Source organism: Thalassotalea nanhaiensis, from assembly GCF_031583575.1.
In the GTDB taxonomy this organism is placed as follows: Bacteria; Pseudomonadota; Gammaproteobacteria; order Enterobacterales; family Alteromonadaceae; genus Thalassotalea_A; species Thalassotalea_A nanhaiensis.
The window spans coordinates 2,985,527-3,008,837 of the sequence record NZ_CP134146.1 but is presented as its reverse complement, the minus strand read 5'-3'; the positions used below and the strand labels follow the sequence as shown (position 1 = coordinate 3,008,837).

The window sequence follows — 23,311 nt, the reverse complement described above, 5'->3', positions numbered from 1 at the left end:
TTAGTTAACGTTGAAAACACAAAAGGCCGCATTAGCGGCCTTTTTTTATACTGATTGTATTATTTTACTCTCGTTTTTCTTTGCGACAATATTAACTTACGAGTAAATTTATCTTTAGGGTTAGCGAGTACATCGCTTGTATTTCCGTATTCCACAACTTTACCTTCACGCAACACCATCAATTTATCACTAAAATGTTGAACCACGTCAATATCATGTGATACCAAGATATAGGCAAGCCCCATTTGTTGTTGTAAATCGAGCAATAAATTAATCATTTGCGCGCGTAAGGATAAATCCAACGAAGCCAGCGCTTCATCAAGTATAACCAACTGTGGTTGTAAGATAATTGCTCTAGCAAGCGAAATGCGCTGTTTTTGCCCCCCAGAGAACATATGAGGGTAAAAATGCATATGATCGGCCAACAAGCCTACTTTATGCAATGTGGCTCTTATAACGGCTTTACGTTCGTTTTCATCCAAGCGAGTATTAAGCAGCAAAGGTTCTTCAAGTTGCTGCCTGATGGTTAAACTTGGGTTTAGGGTATCGCCAGCATTTTGAAAAATCATTCTCACGTGCTGACAACGTTGTTTAAAATTACCCGTTTGCAGATGCTGGCCATTCAAGCTGATTTCGCCAGTGGTTGGTCTTGCTGCACCCACTAATAATTTAGCTAGCGTAGATTTTCCTGAGCCAATTTCACCAATTACAGCAAGGGTTTCTTTTGCTTCTAATTTAAATGAAATAGGGTGTAAGACTGTAACCGATTTCTTTTTAAACCAGTTTGATTTTATTTTGTAGCTCTTACTTAAATTTTTAACTTCAATTAAACTTGTCAAAATCAATAATCCTCACGATGAGAGAAATGACAACTAACCTGGTGACCATGGTATGACTCAATCTGAGGAGCTCGAACACATTTCTTTTGTGCATTTGGACAGCGTGGACCTAAACGACAGCCAATTGGCAAATGTTGCAAACCAGGAATACTACCTGGCATTGCATGTAAGCGAGATTTTTTTTCTACGTCATTTTTGGCTCTAGGCGTGCTCGCAATGAGCGCTTTTGTATATGGGTGAAAAGGCGTATTGAATATCTGTTCGGTTGTACCTGCTTCAACAAACTGTCCAGAGTACATTACAGTTAAATAGTCGGTCCAATGACTGATCTTTTCTAACTCATGACTGATTAGTAAAATGGACATGTTCTTAAGTTGGTTAAGGCTGGCTAATAAGCGAAATATTTGAGCTTGGTTAGACGCTTCCATCGATGCTGTTGGCTCATCAGCAATAAGCAGCTTAGGTCTTTTCGCTAGTGCAATTGCAATCATCACCCGTTGACATAACGCATTGGTAAGCTGGTGAGGGTAACTTTTAGCACAAGCTTGATGATTTTTAATACCAACTTTATGCAATAACTTTGCTGCCGCAGCTTTTCTCTGCTGAGCTTTTTGCCAAAAATAACCCGAGAATTGCTTACTATCTAATGATTCTTCTATTTGTTCGCCAATACTATTGGTCGGATCTAAACAGCTCATTGGCTCTTGAAATATCATTGCGACATCTTTGGTGATAATTTGTTTTCGCTCCTCCAATGGAAGGCGTAATAAATCTTTGCCTTGCCAATGAAACCTATCTGCCTCAACATGCCATTTATCATCTAATACGCCAATTATTGCTTGTGCAAGGATCGACTTGCCTGAGCCAGACTCACCTACCAAGCCTCTAATCTCGCCGTCTTTAATTGCCATGGATACTCTATCAACGGCTAAGATATTCTCACCGTGGCTAGTTAATTCAATACTTAAATTTTTTATATCGAGTAAATTCATTAATTATCTTTTTGTAGTTTTAAAGAATGACGAAGCCCTTCACCAACTAAATTGGTTACTACCACTGTAAATAAAATGGCTAGGCCAGGCAAATAAGAGGTCCAAGGTGCAATATAAAATAAGTCTAATGAATTTTTTAACATAGACCCCCATTCTGGCATTGGCACAGGCGCACCTAAACCAAGAAAACCTAATGCTGCAATATCTAAAATAGCAGCAGATTGCGCTAACGTAGCTTGGATAATAATTTTATCAATAATGTTAGGGTATATAGAGGTAATTAATACTCTTGTTTCTGTTGCACCATCTAGAATAGGCGTTAACACATACCCTTTTTTTTGTTCTTCTTTTATCGCATTACGAGTGACATGAATAAACTGAGGAATAGACACTAAAGCAATAGCCCAGAGCACATTTTCAAGGCCTTGCCCTAAAATTGCGACAATGATTATGGCGAGTAAAAGCGATGGTGTTGACAAAATAACATCGAGAAAGTGAGTTAAAAAGCTTGATTTAACTCCGCGGGTAATCGCCGATATAGAACCAATTATAACCCCAATAGTCATCGCAAAAATAACCACAACAAAACTCAAACCAAAGGTCAAAGAAGTACCGTGAATTAGGCGAGATAACATATCACGACCCAAATCATCGGTACCCAATAAGTAACTAATGTTACCTTCATCACTCCAGGCGGGCGGCACTAACAGTTGATCTAAGTTATTTTCAAGAACATCATGAGGCGTAATAAAGCTGCCAAATACGGCTATAAATACTAAAAATAAATAACAACTGAACCCAATCATTGCTACAGGAGTATTTCGAAAGGTGTACCACAACTGTCTAATTGGTGAAGGAAATTCTTCCTCTGAATAAATATGCTCACGAGCCATGTTTTTTATGCCTCTCTAATGGGTTAAGCGCAGCGTAGAGAAAATCTGTCAAAATATTGATAAAGAACGTAAATGTTGCCAAGGCGATTAAGCCGCCTTGTATTGCGGTATAATCACGTTCAAATATACTTTGAATAAGCCAACTGCCTGCTCCTTGCCAATCAAATATTACTTCTGCAATCATAGCTATGGTCACCAAGTTAGCAAAGTTTAGCCCTATTTGTCTTACAATGCCGACTAAGGAGTTACGAATGCCATGATGATAAATAATGCTTGTTTGTGATAATCCTTTTGCTTTTGCTGCTTTAATATAATTAGACTCTAAGACGTCGAGCATAGAAGTGCGCGCTAAACGAATGAATATAGTCATTGGCGCCATGGCAACAGCAAATGCTGGCATAATAATGTGCATAAAAGCGTCTTTTAAAGCTTGCCAGGTGTAAGGGCTTTCACTCAAAATTATGTCAATAAATTTGAAACCAGTAACGTGCGGAATTTCAAATAATAAGTTTAATTGCCCAGAAGAGGGGAACCACGACAAGGTAATGGAAAATACCAGAATTAATATTAATGCCAACCAAAAAACTGGAATAGAATAACCAATCATGGCAAAGGTTAAAATTACCTTATCAACTACCTTGTTATGAAATATCGCAGCTAAAAAGCCTAATGGTACACCAAGTAATAAAGCAATGAACAAGGCGGCTAAACACAGCTCAATAGTTGCGGGTAAAAAAGTCGCTAACTCAACACTTATTGGAGTTTGACTAGACATTGATATGCCAAAATTGCCTTCAAATATTTGACCAACATAAGCAAAGTATTGATGGAAAATACTTTTATCCATTTGGTAAACTTCGGTAAGGTGCGCAAGTTGTTGTTCGTCGGCGTTTACTTGTCCGGTTAAATTAACCAATTCATTACCCGGAAACAAATAACTTAAGCTAAATGAAATGATAGAAAGCATAAGTAGGGTGAAAAACAGTAAATTTAAGCGTCGTAAGGTAAAGTTAAGCATCGTTAATCAGCTCCTTTCTTACGGACATCTTCGAAACTAATACCGCCAAATGGAGTGAGAATATTGCCTTCTATTTCTTTAACTTTAGCTTGGCCACGTTTTGCATGGGCAATAGGGAAAATGGGCAACTGCTCTTGGAGTAGTTGTTGTGCCTGAAGGTATAGATTTTTTCGTGTGCTGGTATTGTTTGTTAGCAATGATTTTTGCAATAGCTGATCGAATTCTTCATTACACCACATTGCTCTATTACCACCGGTATTAACTGATGCGCAACTAAGCAAAGGAGAAAAAAAGTTGTCTGGATCAGGATGATCTGCAGCCCAGCCTATGAGCACTGATTGATGCTCACCTTTGGCAAGTTTTTTCAAAAAAGTAGCCCATTCAAAAGTGATTATATTCACCTCGATACCAATATCAGCTAAATCGGATTTGATCAATTTTGCCATTTTTCTCGCATCTGGGTTATATGCTCTTTGAACCGGTACAGCCCAAACATCAATACTAAAGCCATCAGCTAAACCTGCATCGCTTAATAACTTTTTGGCGAGATCTTTTGAATAGGCAATTTCTTCTACTTGGTCTGAATAAGCCCAGGATGCTTTTGGTAAAAGAGATTGGGCTACCTCTGCTTGATCGTAGTACACGGCACTAACGATGGCCTCCTTATCAATCGCATGAGCGACAGCCTTACGCACCAGAGGGTTATCAAACGGAGGCACTTTTGTATTAAAGGCAAGAAATGCAACGTTAAAAGAAGTAACTTGCTCTAAGGCTAGATCTGGCCTAGATGCTATTTCTTGCGTAGCGATAGGGTAAGAAATTACATCACACTCATGAGTGAGAAGTTTCGTTAAACGGCTGGTATTATCAGGGCTGATGTTAAATAACAGCTTTTCAATATCTACTTTCCTACGCCAGTAATCGTCATGGCGTTCAAACCTTATTAGCGAGCCATTTCGGTAGTCTTTGTATTTAAACGGACCAGTTCCTATTGGTAAGCTATCTAATAACGTGAGATCTTTTTCTTGTTCGATCAAATGATCAGCATATTCTTTTGATAAAATGACTGAAAACGGTGCCGCTATATTGGCAAGGAAAGAACTTTGCGGATGGTTTAACCGAAATCGAATAGTGTGCTCGTTTATTTTTTCTACATCTTTGACTAACTCGCTAAACTTTACACTTTGAAAAAAGGGAAATTTTCCATCGACCGATTGATGGTAAGCGTGTTCTTTATCGAGGATCCTATTGAAACTGAAAATCACGTCGTCTGCGTTCATGTTGCGACTAGGAGTGAAATAATCCGTTTGATGAAATTTCACATCTTTACGCAAATAAAAGGTGACCAACTTATTGTTTTTGGTTACATGCCATGATCTCGCTAATGCAGGGACTTTACCATAGTTGCCTGGGTCAAAATCTAGTAAGCGATTATAAATTTGCTTTGAAGTTGCATCAATAGTGGTGCCTGTCGTAACCAACTGCGGGTTAAATGAAGTTGGAGCGCCCTCAGAGCAATATACGATACCTTCTGTCAAAATTGAGTCGCTGCCGACTTTTCCACAACTACTTACTATTAATGTAAATAATGCCGCTACAATAACGAGTGGAGTTTTTTTAATTGCTAACCAATAGTTAACTTTCATCAGTCTCACTACTTTCCAATAGATTGTATTTTTTTAAGTAACCTCTTAATTGATGGTAGGTTAATTTTAACGCTTCTGCTGTTTTCTTTTGGTTAAATTGACATGATGCTAATGCATCTTTTAATAACGTGATCTCGTATTCATTAGACATGTCTTTTAAGGAAACAGGATACTGTAATGGTGATAATGAACTACTTGCCTTAGCAATACCAGGATCAGAGTTAGCTATTGAGGTGATATCTTGACTCGCATCCTCTGTTGAGGCCTGTCTGTCGGCAGTTTTAATGCGATTGTTCGGTCTAAAAGGTGACTCAAAAGGATCAATTATTAACTGATTAACCGGCAGGTGTGGATTGTTATGTCTATAGACGCTGCGCTCCACAACATTTTTAAGCTCGCGAATATTGCCTGGCCATCGATACGCTAGCATCGCTTTTTTAACCTTTTCAGTGAAGCCACTGAACAATTCAAACTCAAGCTCCCTTGCCATAGTAATAGCAAAATGCTCTGCAAGAATTAAAATGTCTTCAACGCGCTCTCTAAGAGGCGGTAGGGTGATTACGTCAAACGCTAGACGGTCAAGTAAGTCGGCCCTAAATTCGCCTTTTTCGGCAAGCATTGGTAAATCTTCATTGGTTGCGGCGATTAAGCGTACATCCGATTTTACTGTGCGAGAACCACCTACACGTTCAAATTCTCCGTATTCAACTACACGCAGTAGCTTCTCTTGGATTAAACCTGAAGTATTTGCGAGTTCATCAAGAAATAATGTACCGCCATTAGCGCGTTCGAAGCGACCTTCATGACGTTTACTTGCGCCAGTAAATGCACCACCTTCATGACCGAAAAGTTCACTGTCTAAAAGGTTTTCATTTAATGCTGCACAGTTAAGTTTTATATAGCTCTGATCCCATCGTTTAGATAGGTAATGCAAGCGAGCGGCGACAAGCTCTTTACCAGTCCCTCGCTCACCAATTAATAACACTGGCTTAGCAAGAGGAGCTACTTGTGAGATATGTTCCAGTACTTCTAAAAAGCTATTAGACTGGCCAATCAAATTGTCTTGTTGTTTAAAGCGGGCCATAGGTGACCTAATTATTGGTTTTTTTCACTAACAAATAGTGTATTTCATTAACGGCGTTCTGAAAAGTCTTTTTACTTATAATTAATTTCTTTATAAACAATGGGTTATGGTAATTTGAAAACTTGGCATCAATAATGAATGTATTGGCATAGGTATAAAATTACAATTTATTAAAGTTTAATGATACGAGGAAGTTATTATGGGTATTTTTTCAAGGTTTACAGATATCATCAATTCAAACATCAACAGCATCTTAGATAAGGCTGAAGATCCAGAAAAAATGGTGCGTTTAATTATTCAAGAAATGGAAGATACTTTAGTAGAAGTACGTTCATCTTCAGCACGAACACTAGCAGATAAAAAAGAATTAACCCGTCAAATAACACGTTTAGAAAGTGATACTCAAACTTGGCAGCAAAAAGCTGAATTAGCGTTAAGTAAAGGACGTGATGATTTAGCAAGGGCTGCATTAGTAGAAAAAAATAAATGTGAAGAGACTGCGCAATCAATGGCTGATGAATTAAATAGCTTTGATGATCACATTGCAAAACTACAAGATGAAATTTCACAACTACAAGAAAAATTAGCAGATGCTAAAGCTCGTCAAAAAGCTATCGTTATGCGCGGTAAAACAGCGAGCTCTCGTTTAAAGGTGAAAAGTAAACTTGATAGTGGCAAAGTAGAGGATGCATTAAGTCGCTTCGATCGCTACGAAAGAAAAATTGACGATTTAGAAGCACAAGTTGATTCGTATGATCTGGGTAAGAAATCTTTAGCAGACGAAATTGCAGATCTAGAAACTGATGATAGTATTGATAATGAGCTTGAGGCCCTAAAGGCTAAAATGCAAAAACCAAAAAAAGCAGCAGCTACAAAAACTAGCAAAGCTAAAAAATAACAAACGTTTATCATATATTAAGCTCAATCGTTAAGGAGAATTACGATGGATCCAGGTCTTTTAATGGCACCAATTATTATATTTATGGTTATTGTTGCACCAATTTGGTTAATTTTACATTACCGTTCAAAGCGACAAATAAGCCAAGGTTTAAGTGAAGATGAATACAGACAATTGTCAGATTTATCTGAAACAGCAGATCAAATGGCTGAAAGAATAAAAACTCTTGAAGCTATTTTAGATGCTGAAACTCCAGACTGGAGAAAGAAAGTATGAGTAAAAGCAGAGGCGAATTATTTCGTGACCCCACAAAAGGAAAAATTGCCGGTGTATGTGCCGGGTTGGCTGAGTACTTTGGTTGGGAAGCATGGCTAGTAAGAATATTGGTTGTGTCAGGTGTATTACTTGGTATGGGCTGGTTTGTTATATTGTACATAGCAGGTTGGTTTATTTTAGATAAAAAACCGAGTCGACTTTCACCAAAACAAGTTGCCAAAAATGTTAAAGAAAAAATTCATGAAGAAGAAATCTTTAACGAATCTATTAAAGTTAAAGCAAAAATTTGGCAAGCTGGTGAATTACCTAAACAAGCTGTTCGAGACATTAGCCTTAAGTTTAAATCATTAGAACATGAACTACGCAATATGGAACGATACGTAACTTCACCAGAATTTACCGTTTCAAGAGAAATAAATAAATTATAAATATTTATCTCGTTTATAAAGGTCGCAATTTGCGGCCTTTTTGCTTTTTATGAATTGAACAAAAAGCGAAAACTCCACTATGCTTATTTTATAATAAAGGTTTTATGAAAGACCTGAGACATTAAATCAAGATTACACAAGCATAGGTTGTTTAAGGAAATGAAATATTTAGTTACTGGCGCAGCCGGTTTTATCGGCCACTTTGTCAGTGAACGTTTATGTGAAATGGGCCATGATGTGGTCGGTATCGATAATCTAAATGATTACTATGACGTTAATTTAAAATTAGCACGCTTGAACAAGCTTGAAAAATACTCTGTCGTCAATGGCATGTTAAACATCGCCGTTGGCTCAGATATTGTGACTAGTTCAGCGAGTCGAAATGCTAACGGTAATTTTACTTTTATTAAGATTGATTTAGCCGATAGGGACGGCATAGCAGCACTGTTTTGTAATGAAAAGTTTGATCGAGTGATTCATTTAGGCGCCCAAGGTGGTGTTCGTTACTCCATTGAAAATCCACTAGCCTATGCTGATTCTAACTTAGTCGGTCATCTAACTGTATTAGAAGGGTGCAGACACAATAATATTCAGCATCTTGTTTACGCATCATCTAGTTCTGTTTATGGATTAAATTCTAAAGTGCCTTTTGCAACCAGTGACAGTGTCGATCACCCTGTATCATTGTATGCTGCCACTAAAAAGTCTAATGAGCTAATGGCGCACACTTATTCACACCTTTATGGGTTGCCGACAACAGGCCTGCGATTTTTTACGGTATATGGTCCTTGGGGGCGTCCTGATATGGCGCCAATACTCTTTGCCGATGCTATCACCAAAGGTAAAGCCATAAATGTCTTTAACCATGGCGATATGCGCCGCGATTTTACTTATATTGATGACATTGTTGAAGGCATCATTCGAATTCAAGATATTGTGCCAAAATCTCGAGCAGATTGGACTGTTGAAACGGGATCAGCTGCCAATAGCTCAGCACCTTATTCAATTTATAATATTGGCAATGGCAATCCGGTCAAGTTGTTAGACTTTATTGAAGCGATGGAAACATCATTAGGTATTAAAGCTGAAAAGAATTTTATGGATATGCAACCAGGTGATGTTTACCAAACCTATGCAGAAGTAGAAGACTTGTTTGAAGTCACTGATTATAAACCTGCGGTTAGTGTTTCTGAAGGCGTAGAAAACTTCGTTAAGTGGTATAAAGAGTTTTATAACTAGGTACGAATACGGCGCTTTGCACCTTCGGATACGCTACGCTTCGAAGGTACGAAGTACCGTATGCGCAGTGCAACGTATTCGTAATTCGGCTCTATCAATACAATGTATTCGTGATTCGTTACTTTGGCTATGTTGGAATAGCTAATACGTCAGTTTTAAGCAACGTTAAAATACTTTCAGCAGTATTTCCTATTAATTTTTGCTCTAAACCCACTCTACCCAAGGTGCCAACTACTACTATACTGGCTTTACAGTTTGCTGCTACTGAGGTGATAACTTTATCTACCTGACCGGCTTTAATGTGAATTTGATCAGGCTTGATTCCATAACTGTGCGCTAACAGAATCAATTTTTCTTGTAACTCTGCCTTATGCTCACTCTCTAATTTGTCTTTATTAATGATACCAAGTTTTCTTAACAGCGGTGAAAATGGCACAGTATAACAAACGTGTAATTCAGCATTTATTTGCTTGGCAATAATACTTGCGTTTTTAAGCACCTTTTCATTTAATTGCTTTTTGTGTGGTAACTCTGTTTCTAAATCGACTGTCGCCAATACATTTCGAGCTTTATGCCACTTTTTATCTGCGGCAATTAATATTGGAGCATGACATTCTCTAAGGATGTGCCAATCGGTAGGTGTATAAAACAAGGCTTCAGTGCGATGACCTGTTTTTACAATCATGTATGGCTTGTGCTCCTTTACATAGTTGTCCACCCAAATATGGATGTTTTTTTCCCAAACCGTTTCAAAGTTATACTCCACGACACCTTGTAGTGTATTAACCAATTTGTGAGCATTAAGTTCATGCAGATTTCGAACAATAGTACCTTGAGCTTCTTCTATGTCAGTCACACCACGCAAGTTTTCAAAGCAGAAGTTTACAATATGCAGTTTGCAGTTGTAGGCTTTTGCCAGTTCCGCGGCTTGTAAAATAGCGGTGTAATTTTGCTCTTCGTGATCTGAGATCACTAACATACTGTTTTTCATGGTATTAGTTATATTTCCAAGGTTATTACTTAGTAGTGCCTTTTACGGCTTTAACGCTAAAACGTCGGTTTTCAAAAAGCTCAGAATGTTTTCGGCAGTATTGCCCAATAACTTTTGGCTGATGCCTTTTCTGCCTACTGTGCCAATAACGACAATACCGGCGTGATATTTTGCCGCCATAGAAGGGATGACCAGCTCAGGTTTACCTGCATGGATATGAAAATTATCTACGGGTACTTGATACTGTTTACTTAATTGCAATATGGTGGCACTTAAGTCTTGTTTCGCTTTCGCCTCCACCTCATCTTTAAATTGTAGGCCAAAATCGCGTAGAACCGGTGAAAATAGCGGGGTATAGCAAACATGCACCTGCACATTCAATTTACTTGCCAGCTTTGTCGATGTTTCAAGTATTTTATGATTCAGTGCTTGTTTGTCAGGAAGTTGAGTTTGCAAGTCTACAGACGCAAGTATATCTGGTGTTCTGCTCCATTTATCTTCAGCCACAATCAATACTGGCGCCGGGCATTCCCTTATTAAATGCCAGTCGGTTGGTGTATAAAACATGGTTTCACTACGATTACCTGTTTTAACAACCATTAGTGGCTTTTCATTTTCCGCATAGTGATTCACCCAGGTATGGATGTGTTTTTGCCAAACAATTTCGTAGGTATTTAAGTTGTTTTCACACAATTCAGCCAATTGATCGTTGGCTTTATCGTCCATGCGAGCAATAAGACTTTCTTTAAATGCGTCGCCTTTATCTCCCAAGCCACGTAAATCTTCATAATAAAAATATACGACATGAAGTTTAGCGTTATAGAGTTGGCTCAGTTTATCTGCCTGTTTAATCGCAACTGACTTCTCAAAATTTGGGTCTGCAATGACTAATATGGTGTTCATGATATGCCTCATTGTCGTTTGTAAATTTACCTGTAACCTTTATCAAGATTAAATCTTTATTTGTGTAAAAGTGTTGATTTGAATCATAAAAGTTCGTGGTTTTTAACGAAAACCTTTACGTTAAATACAACTGTCTATGGGTAAGTATAGGGGATTACTATTAAATAACGCTTTAATACCTAAGTAGACTTAAATTCCTAGCTTGTTTGGCATATACTTACTTGCAAACGATATAGCTTTATCGCAATAAAAAACACAAGGAAACTCCGTTTTGCCATTATCTAAAAACTCGGCCATTAAAAAGGCTGTTATTCCTGTTGCTGGTTTAGGTACAAGAATGCTACCTGCTACAAAGGCTATCCCAAAAGAGATGCTGCCAGTGGTTGATAAACCGTTAATTCAATACATAGTAAATGAGTGTATTGCTGCGGGAATTAAAGAAATTGTTTTAGTTACTCATTCGTCTAAAAATGCTATCGAAAACCATTTCGATAAATCTTTTGAGCTTGAGACAACTCTTGAGAAACGAGTAAAACGCCAGTTACTTGATGAAATACAAGCTATTTGCCCTCGTGACGTCACTATTATGCATGTACGCCAAGGCGAGGCCAAAGGGCTGGGGCATGCGGTTTTAAAGGCAAAGCCAATAATTGGTGATGACCCATTTGTTGTTGTCTTACCTGATGTATTAATTGATGATGCTGCATCAGATCTACAGACAGAAAACCTGTCAGCTATGCTGACTCGTTATGAAGAATCTAAAGCCAGTCAAATCATGGTAGAACCAGTACCTATGGAATTAGTTAGCAGCTACGGAGTAGTTGATTGTGGCGGTAAGGCAGTGTTACCTGGTGAGTCTTGTCCAATGACCGAAATAGTAGAAAAACCACCACAGGAAGAAGCTCCATCGAACTTAGCCGTGGTTGGTCGCTATGTTCTATCGAACGAAATTTGGGCGTTGCTTGAGAAAACCATGCCAGGTGCAGGGGATGAAATTCAACTTACCGATGCAATTGCTAAATTAATGGATATTGAAACTGTTGAAGCGTTTCATATGACAGGTAAATCTCACGATTGTGGTACTAAACTTGGCTATTTAAAAGCGAATGTAGAGTACGGTTTACGTCACCCTGAATTAGCTGAAGAATTTAAAGCGTATATAAATAGCTTATAAATTTAACGGTTATAAACGTATTTAACTACTTTTTATATTCGCTCAATAATTAAAAGGATCTGTATCACAGATCCTTTTTTGTTCAGGGATGAACTATATGCAGAAATGCCAGGGAAGGCGTATTTCTGTTTTGTTCAGGGATGAACTATATGCAGAAATGCCATAGCTCGTTTCTTAACATCTATGCGCTCACCGCATTCAGTATTTATTGTAAGCTATAGTAACTGTTGGTTTTAACAAAATATCACGGGTAGCATCAGCTTCACTGGCTTTGACGGTCTGCCCGGTTTCATCTTTTTGAACGTTACCTGATGCAAGGCTTCTACCTTTTTAATAAAGAATTGATCACCGATAGGAAAATTGTGTATTAGTCGCTCAATGATTAATGTGTCGAGATATGTTTGGCTGCGATGCAAAAATAGTTTTCGGTAGTTACTTTTTATGCTCAGTAAATTATGGCCTAAATGCAGGTATTGGCTATGCGGACTAACTGTCACCTCAGGCGGTGATATCCGTTGGGATACTGCATTTTGTCTGTAACTAGAGTATGGATATTGTGCAGGGTGAGAAGCTACTCCTTTGGTTAGCGGCTCAGACTCTATAAATCTCATACACGCTAATAAATAATTATCCGCATCGATAATACTCGCTTTATGCCTACCTTGAAATACAGATCCACTACGGTGGTATTTTCTATTGATATACCTAACGTAATTACTTGATATATATTGAATAAGTCGAGCAATACCTTTAACGCAACTCGGTGTTATTAATAATTGAATCTGAGTCTCCATTAAGACAAAAGCGTGCAATAGGACCTTATATTTGTGCAGTCCTTGGCTGAGTAATAGTGAATAATATTGATAATCGGTAGTACAATAAAAGCATCTCTGTTGATTATTAACACTTATAGAAATATGAAATGTTTGATCTGCTAAATAAAGTCTTGGTTTTCTAGGCATATGCAATTCCTTTGCGGGTTCAAATCAAATTTTGTTACTGAAAACTCACCTGCGGAAGAAAGGTAAGAGGCACCTCATAAACAAAGCTATGAATTATTTCACTCCTGTTAAAATAATTTATCTGTTGTTTATGAGTAATACTCCTCTTAAATCTCCCTTGAAAACTTTGATCCTTCAAGGTTTTCAAGTACTCAAACTACTTCGTCATCCTGACTAGAGCGGCACTACAGCAACACTAATGCGTTATATGCTGGCCTACTCGAGTAAAGCCGTAAGTACAATACTCGGCGCTTCCATTGTTTATACCAGGTTGTCACATAACTGCTCATTTTCTACATGTAAATGAGCTCACGTGATCAAATTGGTTCTAGCCTTCCTTGGCCATTATCTTCCTTATGCATCCTGCAAAATCCAATTCCTTTGGATTGTCCATATTCTCAAGTTAATCCTTTAACTTTTTTCGAGACAATTAGTGCTAGTACAAACGACTAATTGTTTTACGAAATTGATATTTTCAAATTGTAAAAAGTACTTAGAGTAAACGTATAACTCCCTTGAATGTTATCTGATTATAATTTTATATTTACAGGGTTAATAACCTGCAGTAATTAAACTTAAGAACAGTTAACGGTATAAAGATCTGGAGCCATCGTTTTAATGGTTTTACTCCAAAATATTTATATCAATTTAATGAGTTTAAGATCTATCCAGAAAGCTGGAGGTTACAATGTTGAACGAAAGTTACTGGCTTGTAAGTCAAATTCATAGGCAGTAGATAACCTAGAGATATCAGGTTCAATTGTGTTGAAATGAGCTTGAAAATTTGAGTGTTAATTGTGGCATTTAACAATAGGAATGTGCTGATACTTTCCATGAGTCTATCCTTAGCTAATGTATTGTTATTAATAACCCCCATGCAAAAACCTTTTTAAAACAATAAGTTTTAGTTTCAAGTAATGAATTCTGGGTTTCCTTAACCCTTGAATACACTTAATTTCTGCATGATGTTATAAATCTACTGTGCTGCAAATTTATATCTAAAGCGTAGTCAAAAATTATCATCATGCAAAATTTATTTTGTTATAAAAAAGCGTTTTATATAAGAAAAAATAATTAACATTTTTTCCATAATGAACTATCACGCACGGGTAATAAAATGACTAAATATTTTTTATGAAAATAGGGCCGGAGCAAAGCTGTAAATTTTAAATTTCCAGAGAATTTAAACTTAAAAAATAAAATTGTTTTATTTCAAAAGTTTGTCATTTTGTTCTGTAAAAAATACATTTTTTAAGGTTTTCTGGTTTGACAAAATCCCCTACGTGTCTTTTACTTTTAATGTTCACTGAAATGAACTAAATCTCAATTAAATGGAATTTAAGAGACTTCCCTTACTCAATAATCCCCGACTAAATGAGATGACTGGCAGTGTTATAAAACGTGTCTAAGGAATTTATCTAGAATGCGGACTTTATTGGTATGGAACACTAACGTTGGACTAGCACTGCCGCTATTATTTCTGCTTATCGTTCAAGTAATGTAAATGAAAGTACCTGAATTTACAGAATAAAAACAGCCAATACATTACTGTAAGGCTATACCTCTCAGTTTGGAGTTGTAACGTATTTAAACTAGTAAAAAATTAAGGAGCTAACTAAAATGTTTCTATCTACAATGACCCTGAAAAAACTTCAGTTTAGTTTAGCACTTTGTTTTATGGTGCTAGTCGCAATCAGTACATACTTAACCATACTTGAACCTTCGATATTCAATACCCTTTATATGACAATATCTAGTTGTGCGTTCTTAGTAATTGTTTTGTACAAAAGAAATTAAATTAACTAATACGTTGGCTTGCAGCTGGTTGAAATACTACACGGTTACAATTTACAGGATTTGAACATTAACAATACTATTGTCTAATGTTGAATTTATCTTCATATTTACTCGCCATTCTTAAGTTTTGTTTTCCATAATAATTGGCTGTTTTGTTGAATTTGAAAAACTTTCTTACTCTTTGTTTTAGTTAAAAACTTGCTAATTTCTTGATCTAGTGAAATTATTTAATTGTATACTTGGTCTGTATCATCGATATCAAGTCCACTAAGTTTTGTATTTTAGTGAGAATTATTAAAGCTTAATCGAATTGGTATTACCTTAGACTGGGTGTTTACGGTATTGGGAATGTAATTTAACTTAGGAAGAATATTATGAAATTATATAAGAACTATTTATTAACAGCAGCCTTAAGCGCTCTGATGTTGACAGTATTTGCAAGCTTGCCGGCTAAAGCCGAAGCTAATCCATTTGAAGCTCAAAATGTTGTCGCGTCTGCTGACTTTGATGGTGAAAAAGCCAAAAAAGAAGGCAAGTGCGGTGAAGGTAAGTGTGGCGAAGGCAAGTGTGGTGAAGGTAAAGCTAAAGCCAAAGGCAAATGCGGCGAAGGCAAATGTGGCGAAGGCAAATGTGGCGAAGGCAAAGCTAAAGCCAAAGGCAAATGCGGCGAAGGTAAATGTGGTGAAGGCAAAGCTAAAGCCAAAGGCAAATGCGGCGAAGGCAAATGTGGTGAAGGCAAAGCTAAGTCAAAAGAAAGCAAGTGCGGTGAATAGTTAACACGTGTTTTTAATAAAAAGCCGGTAACTGCCGGCTTTTTTGTTTGTAAGCCTTGCCTATAAAAATAAATTTCGTCCTTGTTGTGTAATATCCCCCATAAATAGTAAATATTATTCCTTAAAATAAAGCCTCGTAAATTATCTTTTGAAGATAAAATAACCGCAAATGTAAAGTTAATGTTAATGATGGTTGTTTAAATGGTTATTTCTTTGTAAATCTCTTGTCAAATGGTGCATTATTTAATTTGATCTATATCAAAGAATAGTTTGTTCGTGTATTATTCGCGCTGATTTTTTCAATGGTAGTAATTATAATGTCAGTAGATAATTCATTTAAAGAAAGCACTTCTAAACGTCACTTGTTTTTAGCCCTAACAGTTATGGTAGCAATGCCATTACTACCTATGTTAATGGGTTGGTATAACTACGGCTAAATTAGCTGGCGCAAGCAAGTTAAATTAATCGAAACTTAAACGTTTTTGTAGTAAAGGAATATTTAATGTCTGAGAGTATTTTATTGGTTGAAGACAACGCCTTAGTATTGGCGCAACTTAACCAAACTCTAACCACGGCTGGTTATCAGGTAACAACTGCAATTAATGGCCTAGATGGTTATAACAAAGCACAGCAACAGCGGTTTGATTTGTGTATTGTTGATCATCTAATGCCATTAATGAACGGCCCGCAACTCATAAAAAACCTAATTTCTTTGGCGGGTAATGCGCCAAGTACTATTATGTTTTTAACCACGCAAGAGCTTAAAGTGGTTGATCAAATTTCTGAAGTTCAACTTGCCAATAAAGTATTAAGCAAACCAATATCAAACTCTGAATTTTTAGATGAAGTTCGTCAATTGATAGAGTACAGCAGCGAAGTTGCCTGAACCTCAACATATTAATTGAATAGTCCAAAATGTGACTATAAAATTATCCTAAAATCTATTATCCTGTGATCATACTTTTCTCAATTTGAAATATGATGACAGACCAAGATAAACAATACCTTAAAAGCGTAATTTATGATGTGCCTGATTATCCAATACCAGGCATAATGTTTCGTGACATCACTGGCATTCTTGATCAACCACAGGCCTTCCAACTTTGTATAGACCGTTTAGCCGAACGTTATAAAAATACCGGTATTACCAAAGTAGCAGGCACTGAAGCCAGAGGCTTCTTATTTGCTGCACCGCTAGCCTTAGCATTAGGGGTTGGTTTTGTGCCTGTAAGAAAGCCTAAAAAGTTACCTCGAGCCACATTCTCGCAAAGTTATGATTTAGAGTACGGTCAAGACATGCTAGAAATCCATCAAGATGCATTACAAAATGATGATATTGTGCTTATGGTAGATGACTTATTAGCTACTGGTGGTACTATTGAAGCAACAACAAAATTAATTCGCTCAACAGGTGCGACTGTAAAAGAGGCTGCATTTGTGATTGGCTTACCTGATTTACAGGGTGATAAGCGATTAGAAAAACTCGGTATAGATGTATACACTATGGTAGATTACCTAGGCGATTAACATTTAACCATATTGAACGCGTTAATAATAATAATTAAAACAACATAGCAGCAGGATTAAACAATAATATGAGTTATCAAGTACTTGCTCGTAAATGGCGGCCAAAAGACTTTTCTCAGTTAATGGGACAAGAGCACGTGGTTACTGTCTTGGTTAATGCACTCATGCAAGAACGTTTGCATCATGCCTATTTATTTACTGGCACCCGCGGTGTAGGTAAAACCACCATCGCTCGAATTTTTGCCAAAAGTTTAAATTGTGAAGAAGGCATTAGTGCGAACCCTTGTGGTAAATGTGACGTTTGTGTTGATGTTGATGCTGGCCGTTTCGTTGATTTACTAGAAATTGATGCTGCATCACGTACTAAGGTCGATGATACCCGAGAAATTTTAGATAACGTTCAATATGCACCAACACGTGGTCGCTTTAAAGTTTACCTTATTGATGAAGTTCACATGTTATCAAAGCACAGTTTCAATGCTTTGCTTAAAACACTTGAAGAGCCACCACCGCACGTCAAGTTTATTCTTGCAACAACTGATCCGCAAAAGTTGCCTGTTACGGTGTTGTCGCGCTGTTTGCAGTTTCATTTAAAAGCGTTAACACCACAACAAATTGAAACTAAATTAAATGAAATATTAACTGCTGAAGAAGTTACCTTTGAAGATGGTGCTTTAGGCATGTTAGCTAAAGCTGCACGCGGTAGTATGCGCGACTCTTTAAGTTTAACCGATCAAGCAATTGCTCAGGGGCAGGGGCATATTGAAGTAAGCAATGTTCAACAAATGCTTGGCGGTGTTGATCAAAATTGGATTTATAAAATATTAATCGCGTTAATTAAACAAGACGCGAAAGCCTTATTAGAACTGAGTAAAAATATTGCCAGCTTTGCTCCAAGTTATCACCGCTTATTGGCTGAATTATTGCAATTGTTACATCAAGTAGCTCTTTGGCAATTGGTGCCAAACTCAGTTGATGTCGATAATCAACGGGCAACGTTGTTAACCAAGTTTTCGGCAGCGCTGTCGCCAGAAGACGTACAACTGTATTACCAAATTGTGCTAAATGGTCGTAAGGACTTATCTTATAGCAGTGATGAGCAAGCTGGTTTTGATATGGTTGTGCTGCGTATGCTGGCCTTTAAGCCCGCCACTATAGCTGATACTCAAACCGCTCCTGTCGCTTCAGCGGTTACTGCTGATTTTGACGATGTTGATTTAACTGACGATAGCAGTAATACAAGTACCATTTCAGACAAACCTGAAGCAAGCCAGGGGCAAGTTGATAGCAAAGCTAAATCGAGTAATGTAAAAGAAAATATAACAGCAGCTAAAACTGAGCAGCAAAATATCGTTGAACCTCAACCTGAAACTGTTGAGACTCAACAAGAGTCAAGTGAATCACAAGAACAAGTTTCTGCCGAAAGTGAATTACCTGAGACATTAACGATTGATCGAAATGCAGATAAATCCATTGCAAGTTTAAATGCTGAGCAACAACAACTTGAAGCTCTAGCACAACAACAACTAACTGATGTGCAAACGTCTCCTATTGAGTCGCAAAATGTGCAAGCAGAAAGTGTTGATATAGCAGGCTCTGTTGATGACATTTTACAACCTCAAACACAAACAATTGAAACTCCAGAACCTACTGAAACGATTGAGCAAACCCAGACAGGGACTGATGTAGAAAAAATGTTGGCCACGCGCAATATGTTGCGTAGCCGTAAAAAAGCCGCGGAGGGCGAGGGCGCAAAAAAGTCTGAAGCCAAGCTTAAGGTCCGCACCAATGTTGGGCCTAAAAATCCTGATTTAGTTGCACCTCAAGCTGATGATTCAAACGCTGTGACCAACGTTGAACCACAATCGGTAGAGCCTATCGATTTGCCGTGGGAAGAGAGTATTCCAACCGCTGAGCAAAATATAGAGCCCTTAGCTTCTAATAGCCAGCAAGTTGATGACGTTGCACCTGCAATATCGGACATTAGCCGTATTGCCAATAGCGCTTTTGATCAGTCTGTGATTGATCCGGCCGTTATCAGAGATGCGAATCAAATTGATGCGTGGGCAAATACCATAGATGCAATGGGGTTAACCGGCAGAGTTAGGCAATTGGCTTTAAATGCTAATATGGGAGAAGAAAGTTCAAATAATTTATTGGTTATTAATTTAGACAAAAAATTTGAACATCTAAACTCAGAGGCGGCACTCAATCAAATTATTGATTGCTACTCAACCTTAAAAAATCAAGAAACTAGTGTACAAATTAATGCAGTAGATGACGCTGGCGCAACACCGTTCTATATTCAAAATTGCATCAATAACAAACGCTTAGAATATGCTAAAAACGTAATTGCTGCCGATGATTTTGTCCAAGCGTTAGAGCAACAATTTAGTGCCTTTGTTGATCAAAACTCAATTGAAGCATTGTAAAAGCTGATTTAGGCACCATTTATATCTTAAGCAGTTACATTTAATTTAAATAATGCCAATAGCAAACGCTTAACCTTAGCTGGTGCTATTGGTATAATATCCACACTTATCTAGGTTTGCCGATGTAAGCAAACAATTTTGGAGACTATTATGATGAAAGGCGGTATGGGCAACTTAATGAAGCAAGCCCAACAAATGCAAGCAAAAATGGCGAAAGCGCAAGAAGAAATCGCTAAAATGGAAGTTACTGGTGAAGCCGGTGCTGGTATGGTTAAAGTAACTATGACTGGTAATCATAATGTACGTCGTGTTGAAATTGACGAAAGTCTTATGGAAGACGATAAAGACATGATTGAAGACTTAGTTGCAGCAGCATTTAATGATGCAGTTCGTCGCGTTGAAGAAACCAACAAAGAAAAAATGGGTGCGTTAACTGGCGGTATGCAGATGCCTCCAGGGATGAAAATGCCGTTTTAATTAAACGAAACCGGGGTCAGTGCTACATTAATTTATGTGGCTCTGACCCCGTTTTTTATTCTATAAATAAAAAGATAAATCAATATGAAACTTAGCCCGTTAGTACAAGAGCTTATCGATAGTTTAAAATGTTTGCCCGGTGTTGGCCCAAAGTCAGCGCAGCGTATGGCGTTTCATTTATTAGAGCGAAACCGTATTGGCGGCCAAAAGCTTGCTACAACGTTAGCTACTGCTATGGAAGATGTTGGTTATTGTAAAGGTTGTCGTACTTTCACTGAGCTTGATTATTGTGAAATTTGTCAAAGCCCTAAGCGTCAATTAAAACGCATGCTGTGTGTGGTCGAATCGCCTGCTGATATTTTAGCAATTGAGCAAACTGGCGAATTCACTGGCCGCTATTTTGTATTGATGGGACACTTATCGCCCATTGATGGCATAGGACCTGATGAATTAGGTCTAGATAAATTGGCTGTATTATTAGCCAGCGATGAATTTGATGAAATGATCTTAGCCACAAACCCTACTGTTGAAGGTGAAGCTACTGCACATTTTATCGCCGACATTGCGAAAAAATACAATGTCAGTAGTACCCGTATAGCTCATGGCGTGCCTGTTGGTGGTGAGTTAGAATTTGTCGATGGTAATACGCTTTCACATGCGTTTTCTGGACGAAAAAGCTTTTAGACCAATACCCGCAACACATAAGGTAACAGTCGGCTCTGGCCAAGAGTCGATTAAATCTTAACTTCTTTTATAAATTTTAACATTTTCTTGTCTTTTAACCTTTAAAACAAATTTTATACCCCCACATATTTTTCAGACACAAATTCCAACGTCTTATTATTGCGTTGGTATGAATGAAATTTATTAAGAAGAGGTATTTTTATGTCTGATACAGGCCATAAAGAAGTTCACGGTTTTCAAACTGAAGTTAAGCAGTTATTACAATTAATGATCCATTCTTTATATTCAAATAAAGAAATTTTCCTTCGTGAATTAGTATCTAACTCTGCCGATGCAGCTGACAAGTTGCGTTTTAAAGCGTTATCAAACGGTGATTTATACGATGGTGATGCAAACCTTCGTGTACGTGTTAAAGCGGACAAAGACGCAAACACTATAACCATTTCAGATAACGGTATTGGTATGACTCGCGATGACGTTATCGCGCATTTAGGTACTATTGCTAAATCAGGTACCGCTGACTTCTTCTCTCGTTTATCTGGCGATCAAGCGGCCGATTCACAATTAATTGGTCAGTTTGGTGTTGGTTTTTACTCAGCATTTATCGTTGCCGATAAAGTCGTTGTGCGCACTCGTGCAGCAGGTACTGAAGTGGCTGATGGTGTTGAATGGACTTCTGCTGGCGAAGGTGACTTCTCGGTTGAGAACATTGAAAAATCTACCCGTGGTACTGATATTATTCTTTTCTTAAAAGAAGAAGAAAAAGAATTTTTAGACGATTACCGTTTAAAGTCGATTGTGACTAAATACTCTGATCACATATCTATTCCTGTAGAAATGATGACAGAGGAAGTTGCAGAAGTACCTGCAAGTGAAGGACCAGACGGTGAAGAGATTCCAGCTGTACCGGCTATACCTGCAGAGTGGGAAAGCGTTAACAAAGCTGAAGCACTTTGGACTCGTGAAAAATCTGAACTAACTGATGATGAATACAAAGAGTTTTATAAGCACGTATCGCATGACTACGGCGACCCTTTATTATGGGCTCATAATAAAGTAGAGGGTACTACTGAATATACGTCTTTGCTTTATATACCAACTAAAGCACCGTTTGATATGTATAACCGTGAGCGCCAACATGGCTTAAAGCTATACGTACAACGTGTATTTATTATGGATGATGCCGAACAGTTCATGCCAACCTACTTACGCTTTGTTAAAGGCTTGCTTGATTCAAACGACTTACCACTAAACGTGTCTCGTGAAATTTTACAAGACAACAAAGTAACACAAGCAATGCGTAAAGGTTGTACTAAACGTGTTATCACTATGCTTGATAAACTTGGTAAGAAAGACGCTGACAAATATCAAATATTTTGGGATGAATTTGGCCAAGTGCTTAAAGAAGGTCCAGCTGAAGATATGGCTAACAAAGAAGCGATTGCTAAATTGCTACGTTTTGCCTCTACAGAAAGCGATACTGCGGTACAAAATGTGTCATTAAACGACTACATTGAGCGTATGAAAGAAGGCCAGGATAAAATTTATTATGTAGTTGCAGACAGTTTTGAAGCGGCTAAAAACAGCCCGCATCTAGAAGTGTTCCGTAAAAAAAGTATTGAAGTTTTACTATTGAGCGATCGCATTGATGAATGGTTAATGAGTCACTTAACAGATTTTGCTGAAAAACAATTACAGTCAGTTACTCGAGGTGATTTAGATCTAGGTGATATGGACGATGCTGAAACGAAAGAGGCTCAAGAAAAAATTGAGAAAGAATTCGACTCAGTAGTAAGTCGTCTAAAAGAGTCGCTAGGTGATAAAGTTAAAGACGTACGTATTACTCACCGTTTAACTGATTCTCCGGCATGTATCGTTACTGATGAGCAAGATATGAGTTCTCAAATGATGAAACTTATGCAATCTGTTGGTCAAGAAGTACCAGAGAGTAAGCCAATTTTTGAAATCAATGCTGAGCATGACTTAGTGCAGCATGTATCAAATGAGCAAGATGAAGCTAAATTTGGTGAGTGGGCAGAAGTATTGTTTGAACAGGCTATGTTAGCCGAACGCGGTAGTTTAAAAGATCCAGCATCATTTGTTGGTCGCCTAAACAAGTTGATGCTTAGTCTTACTAAGTAGCGAATCACGAATACGTTGCACTTCGAATCTCGAAGTACTTATCGAAGCGCAGCGTATTCGAAGCTAGCTATTCGCAGCACTGCGTATTCAAAAATAC

20 protein-coding genes are annotated in these 23,311 nt (G+C 37.7%); 12 read left to right on the top strand and 8 right to left on the bottom strand.

The features are described 5' to 3' along the window. Positions 1-59 precede the first annotated feature (59 nt). Genes RI845_RS12965 through pspF form a run of 6 tightly spaced genes read right to left on the bottom strand, consistent with a single transcriptional unit; the run spans position 60 to position 6,472 of the window. Positions 60-839: a peptide ABC transporter ATP-binding protein gene (locus RI845_RS12965; protein ID WP_348386587.1), complete on the bottom strand. Its 780-nt coding sequence runs from the start codon at positions 837-839 to the stop codon at positions 60-62. Between the two features lie 2 nt (positions 840-841). After that, positions 842-1,831: an oligopeptide/dipeptide ABC transporter ATP-binding protein gene (locus tag RI845_RS12960; protein WP_348386586.1), complete on the bottom strand. Its 990-nt coding sequence runs from the start codon at positions 1,829-1,831 to the stop codon at positions 842-844. Then, entirely contained in the window at positions 1,831-2,724 is an 894-nt protein-coding gene (locus tag RI845_RS12955) for an ABC transporter permease subunit (RefSeq protein WP_348386585.1), read from the bottom strand. The genes RI845_RS12960 and RI845_RS12955 overlap by 1 nt, the downstream gene beginning before the upstream one ends. Next, positions 2,714-3,742, bottom strand: coding sequence for an ABC transporter permease (locus tag RI845_RS12950; protein WP_348386584.1), 1,029 nt, complete (start codon positions 3,740-3,742; stop codon positions 2,714-2,716). The genes RI845_RS12955 and RI845_RS12950 overlap by 11 nt, the downstream gene beginning before the upstream one ends. Positions 3,743-3,744: 2 nt before the next feature. Next, on the bottom strand, positions 3,745-5,388 hold the full coding sequence (locus RI845_RS12945) for an ABC transporter substrate-binding protein (protein WP_348386583.1): 1,644 nt from the start codon (positions 5,386-5,388) through the stop codon (positions 3,745-3,747). Further along, complete coding sequence (pspF, locus tag RI845_RS12940; protein WP_348386582.1) at positions 5,378-6,472, bottom strand: phage shock protein operon transcriptional activator; 1,095 nt, start codon at positions 6,470-6,472, stop codon at positions 5,378-5,380. Before pspF ends, RI845_RS12945 begins: the two co-directional genes overlap by 11 nt. A 199-nt stretch (positions 6,473-6,671) precedes the next feature. Here pspF and pspA point away from each other — a divergent pair, with 199 nt between their 5' ends. From pspA to RI845_RS12920, 4 genes are all read left to right on the top strand, one after another. Next, positions 6,672-7,370, top strand: a complete 699-nt coding sequence (pspA, locus tag RI845_RS12935) for a phage shock protein PspA (RefSeq protein ID WP_348386581.1) — start codon at positions 6,672-6,674, stop codon at positions 7,368-7,370. 45 nt (positions 7,371-7,415) lie between these two features. Next, the gene (gene pspB, locus RI845_RS12930) at positions 7,416-7,646 is read left to right on the top strand and encodes an envelope stress response membrane protein PspB (RefSeq protein WP_348386580.1); all 231 of its coding nucleotides are present in this window, start codon (positions 7,416-7,418) and stop codon (positions 7,644-7,646) included. Beyond that, positions 7,643-8,074: an envelope stress response membrane protein PspC gene (gene pspC / locus RI845_RS12925; protein ID WP_348386579.1), complete on the top strand. Its 432-nt coding sequence runs from the start codon at positions 7,643-7,645 to the stop codon at positions 8,072-8,074. Before pspB ends, pspC begins: the two co-directional genes overlap by 4 nt. Positions 8,075-8,233: 159 nt before the next feature. Then, positions 8,234-9,313 carry an NAD-dependent epimerase gene (locus RI845_RS12920; protein ID WP_348386578.1) on the top strand — a complete coding sequence of 360 codons (1,080 nt, stop codon included), beginning with the start codon at positions 8,234-8,236 and terminating at the stop codon, positions 9,311-9,313. A gap of 127 nt (positions 9,314-9,440) precedes the next feature. On the opposite strand, the gene RI845_RS12915 is transcribed toward RI845_RS12920, so the two are convergent. Both RI845_RS12915 and RI845_RS12910 read right to left on the bottom strand, forming a co-directional pair. Beyond that, positions 9,441-10,304, bottom strand: coding sequence for a universal stress protein (locus RI845_RS12915; RefSeq protein WP_348386577.1), 864 nt, complete (start codon positions 10,302-10,304; stop codon positions 9,441-9,443). 42 nt (positions 10,305-10,346) lie between these two features. Further along, a complete protein-coding gene (locus tag RI845_RS12910; RefSeq protein WP_348386576.1) occupies positions 10,347-11,207 on the bottom strand; it encodes a universal stress protein in 861 nt (286 codons plus the stop codon). A 271-nt stretch (positions 11,208-11,478) separates the two neighbouring features. Here RI845_RS12910 and galU point away from each other — a divergent pair, with 271 nt between their 5' ends. From galU to htpG, 8 genes are all read left to right on the top strand, one after another. Next, positions 11,479-12,381: a UTP--glucose-1-phosphate uridylyltransferase GalU gene (galU, locus tag RI845_RS12905; RefSeq protein ID WP_348386575.1), complete on the top strand. Its 903-nt coding sequence runs from the start codon at positions 11,479-11,481 to the stop codon at positions 12,379-12,381. A 3,172-nt stretch (positions 12,382-15,553) separates the two neighbouring features. Continuing rightward, on the top strand, positions 15,554-15,952 hold the full coding sequence (locus RI845_RS12900) for an HvfA family oxazolone/thioamide-modified RiPP metallophore (RefSeq protein WP_348386574.1): 399 nt from the start codon (positions 15,554-15,556) through the stop codon (positions 15,950-15,952). Between the two features lie 502 nt (positions 15,953-16,454). After that, positions 16,455-16,838, top strand: a complete 384-nt coding sequence (locus RI845_RS12895; protein ID WP_348386573.1) for a response regulator — start codon at positions 16,455-16,457, stop codon at positions 16,836-16,838. Positions 16,839-16,930: 92 nt separating this feature from the next. Further along, positions 16,931-17,479 (top strand): adenine phosphoribosyltransferase, encoded by a 549-nt coding sequence (apt, locus tag RI845_RS12890; protein ID WP_348386572.1) that lies wholly within the window; start codon positions 16,931-16,933, stop codon positions 17,477-17,479. Between the two features lie 68 nt (positions 17,480-17,547). Beyond that, positions 17,548-19,911 carry a DNA polymerase III subunit gamma/tau gene (gene dnaX, locus RI845_RS12885; protein WP_348386571.1) on the top strand — a complete coding sequence of 788 codons (2,364 nt, stop codon included), beginning with the start codon at positions 17,548-17,550 and terminating at the stop codon, positions 19,909-19,911. 147 nt (positions 19,912-20,058) lie between these two features. Further along, entirely contained in the window at positions 20,059-20,388 is a 330-nt protein-coding gene (locus RI845_RS12880; protein ID WP_348389543.1) for a YbaB/EbfC family nucleoid-associated protein, read from the top strand. A gap of 84 nt (positions 20,389-20,472) precedes the next feature. Further along, entirely contained in the window at positions 20,473-21,072 is a 600-nt protein-coding gene (gene recR / locus RI845_RS12875) for a recombination mediator RecR (RefSeq protein ID WP_348386570.1), read from the top strand. A gap of 201 nt (positions 21,073-21,273) precedes the next feature. Beyond that, complete coding sequence (gene htpG / locus RI845_RS12870; RefSeq protein ID WP_348386569.1) at positions 21,274-23,214, top strand: molecular chaperone HtpG; 1,941 nt, start codon at positions 21,274-21,276, stop codon at positions 23,212-23,214. The last annotated feature ends 97 nt before the right edge of the window (positions 23,215-23,311 follow it).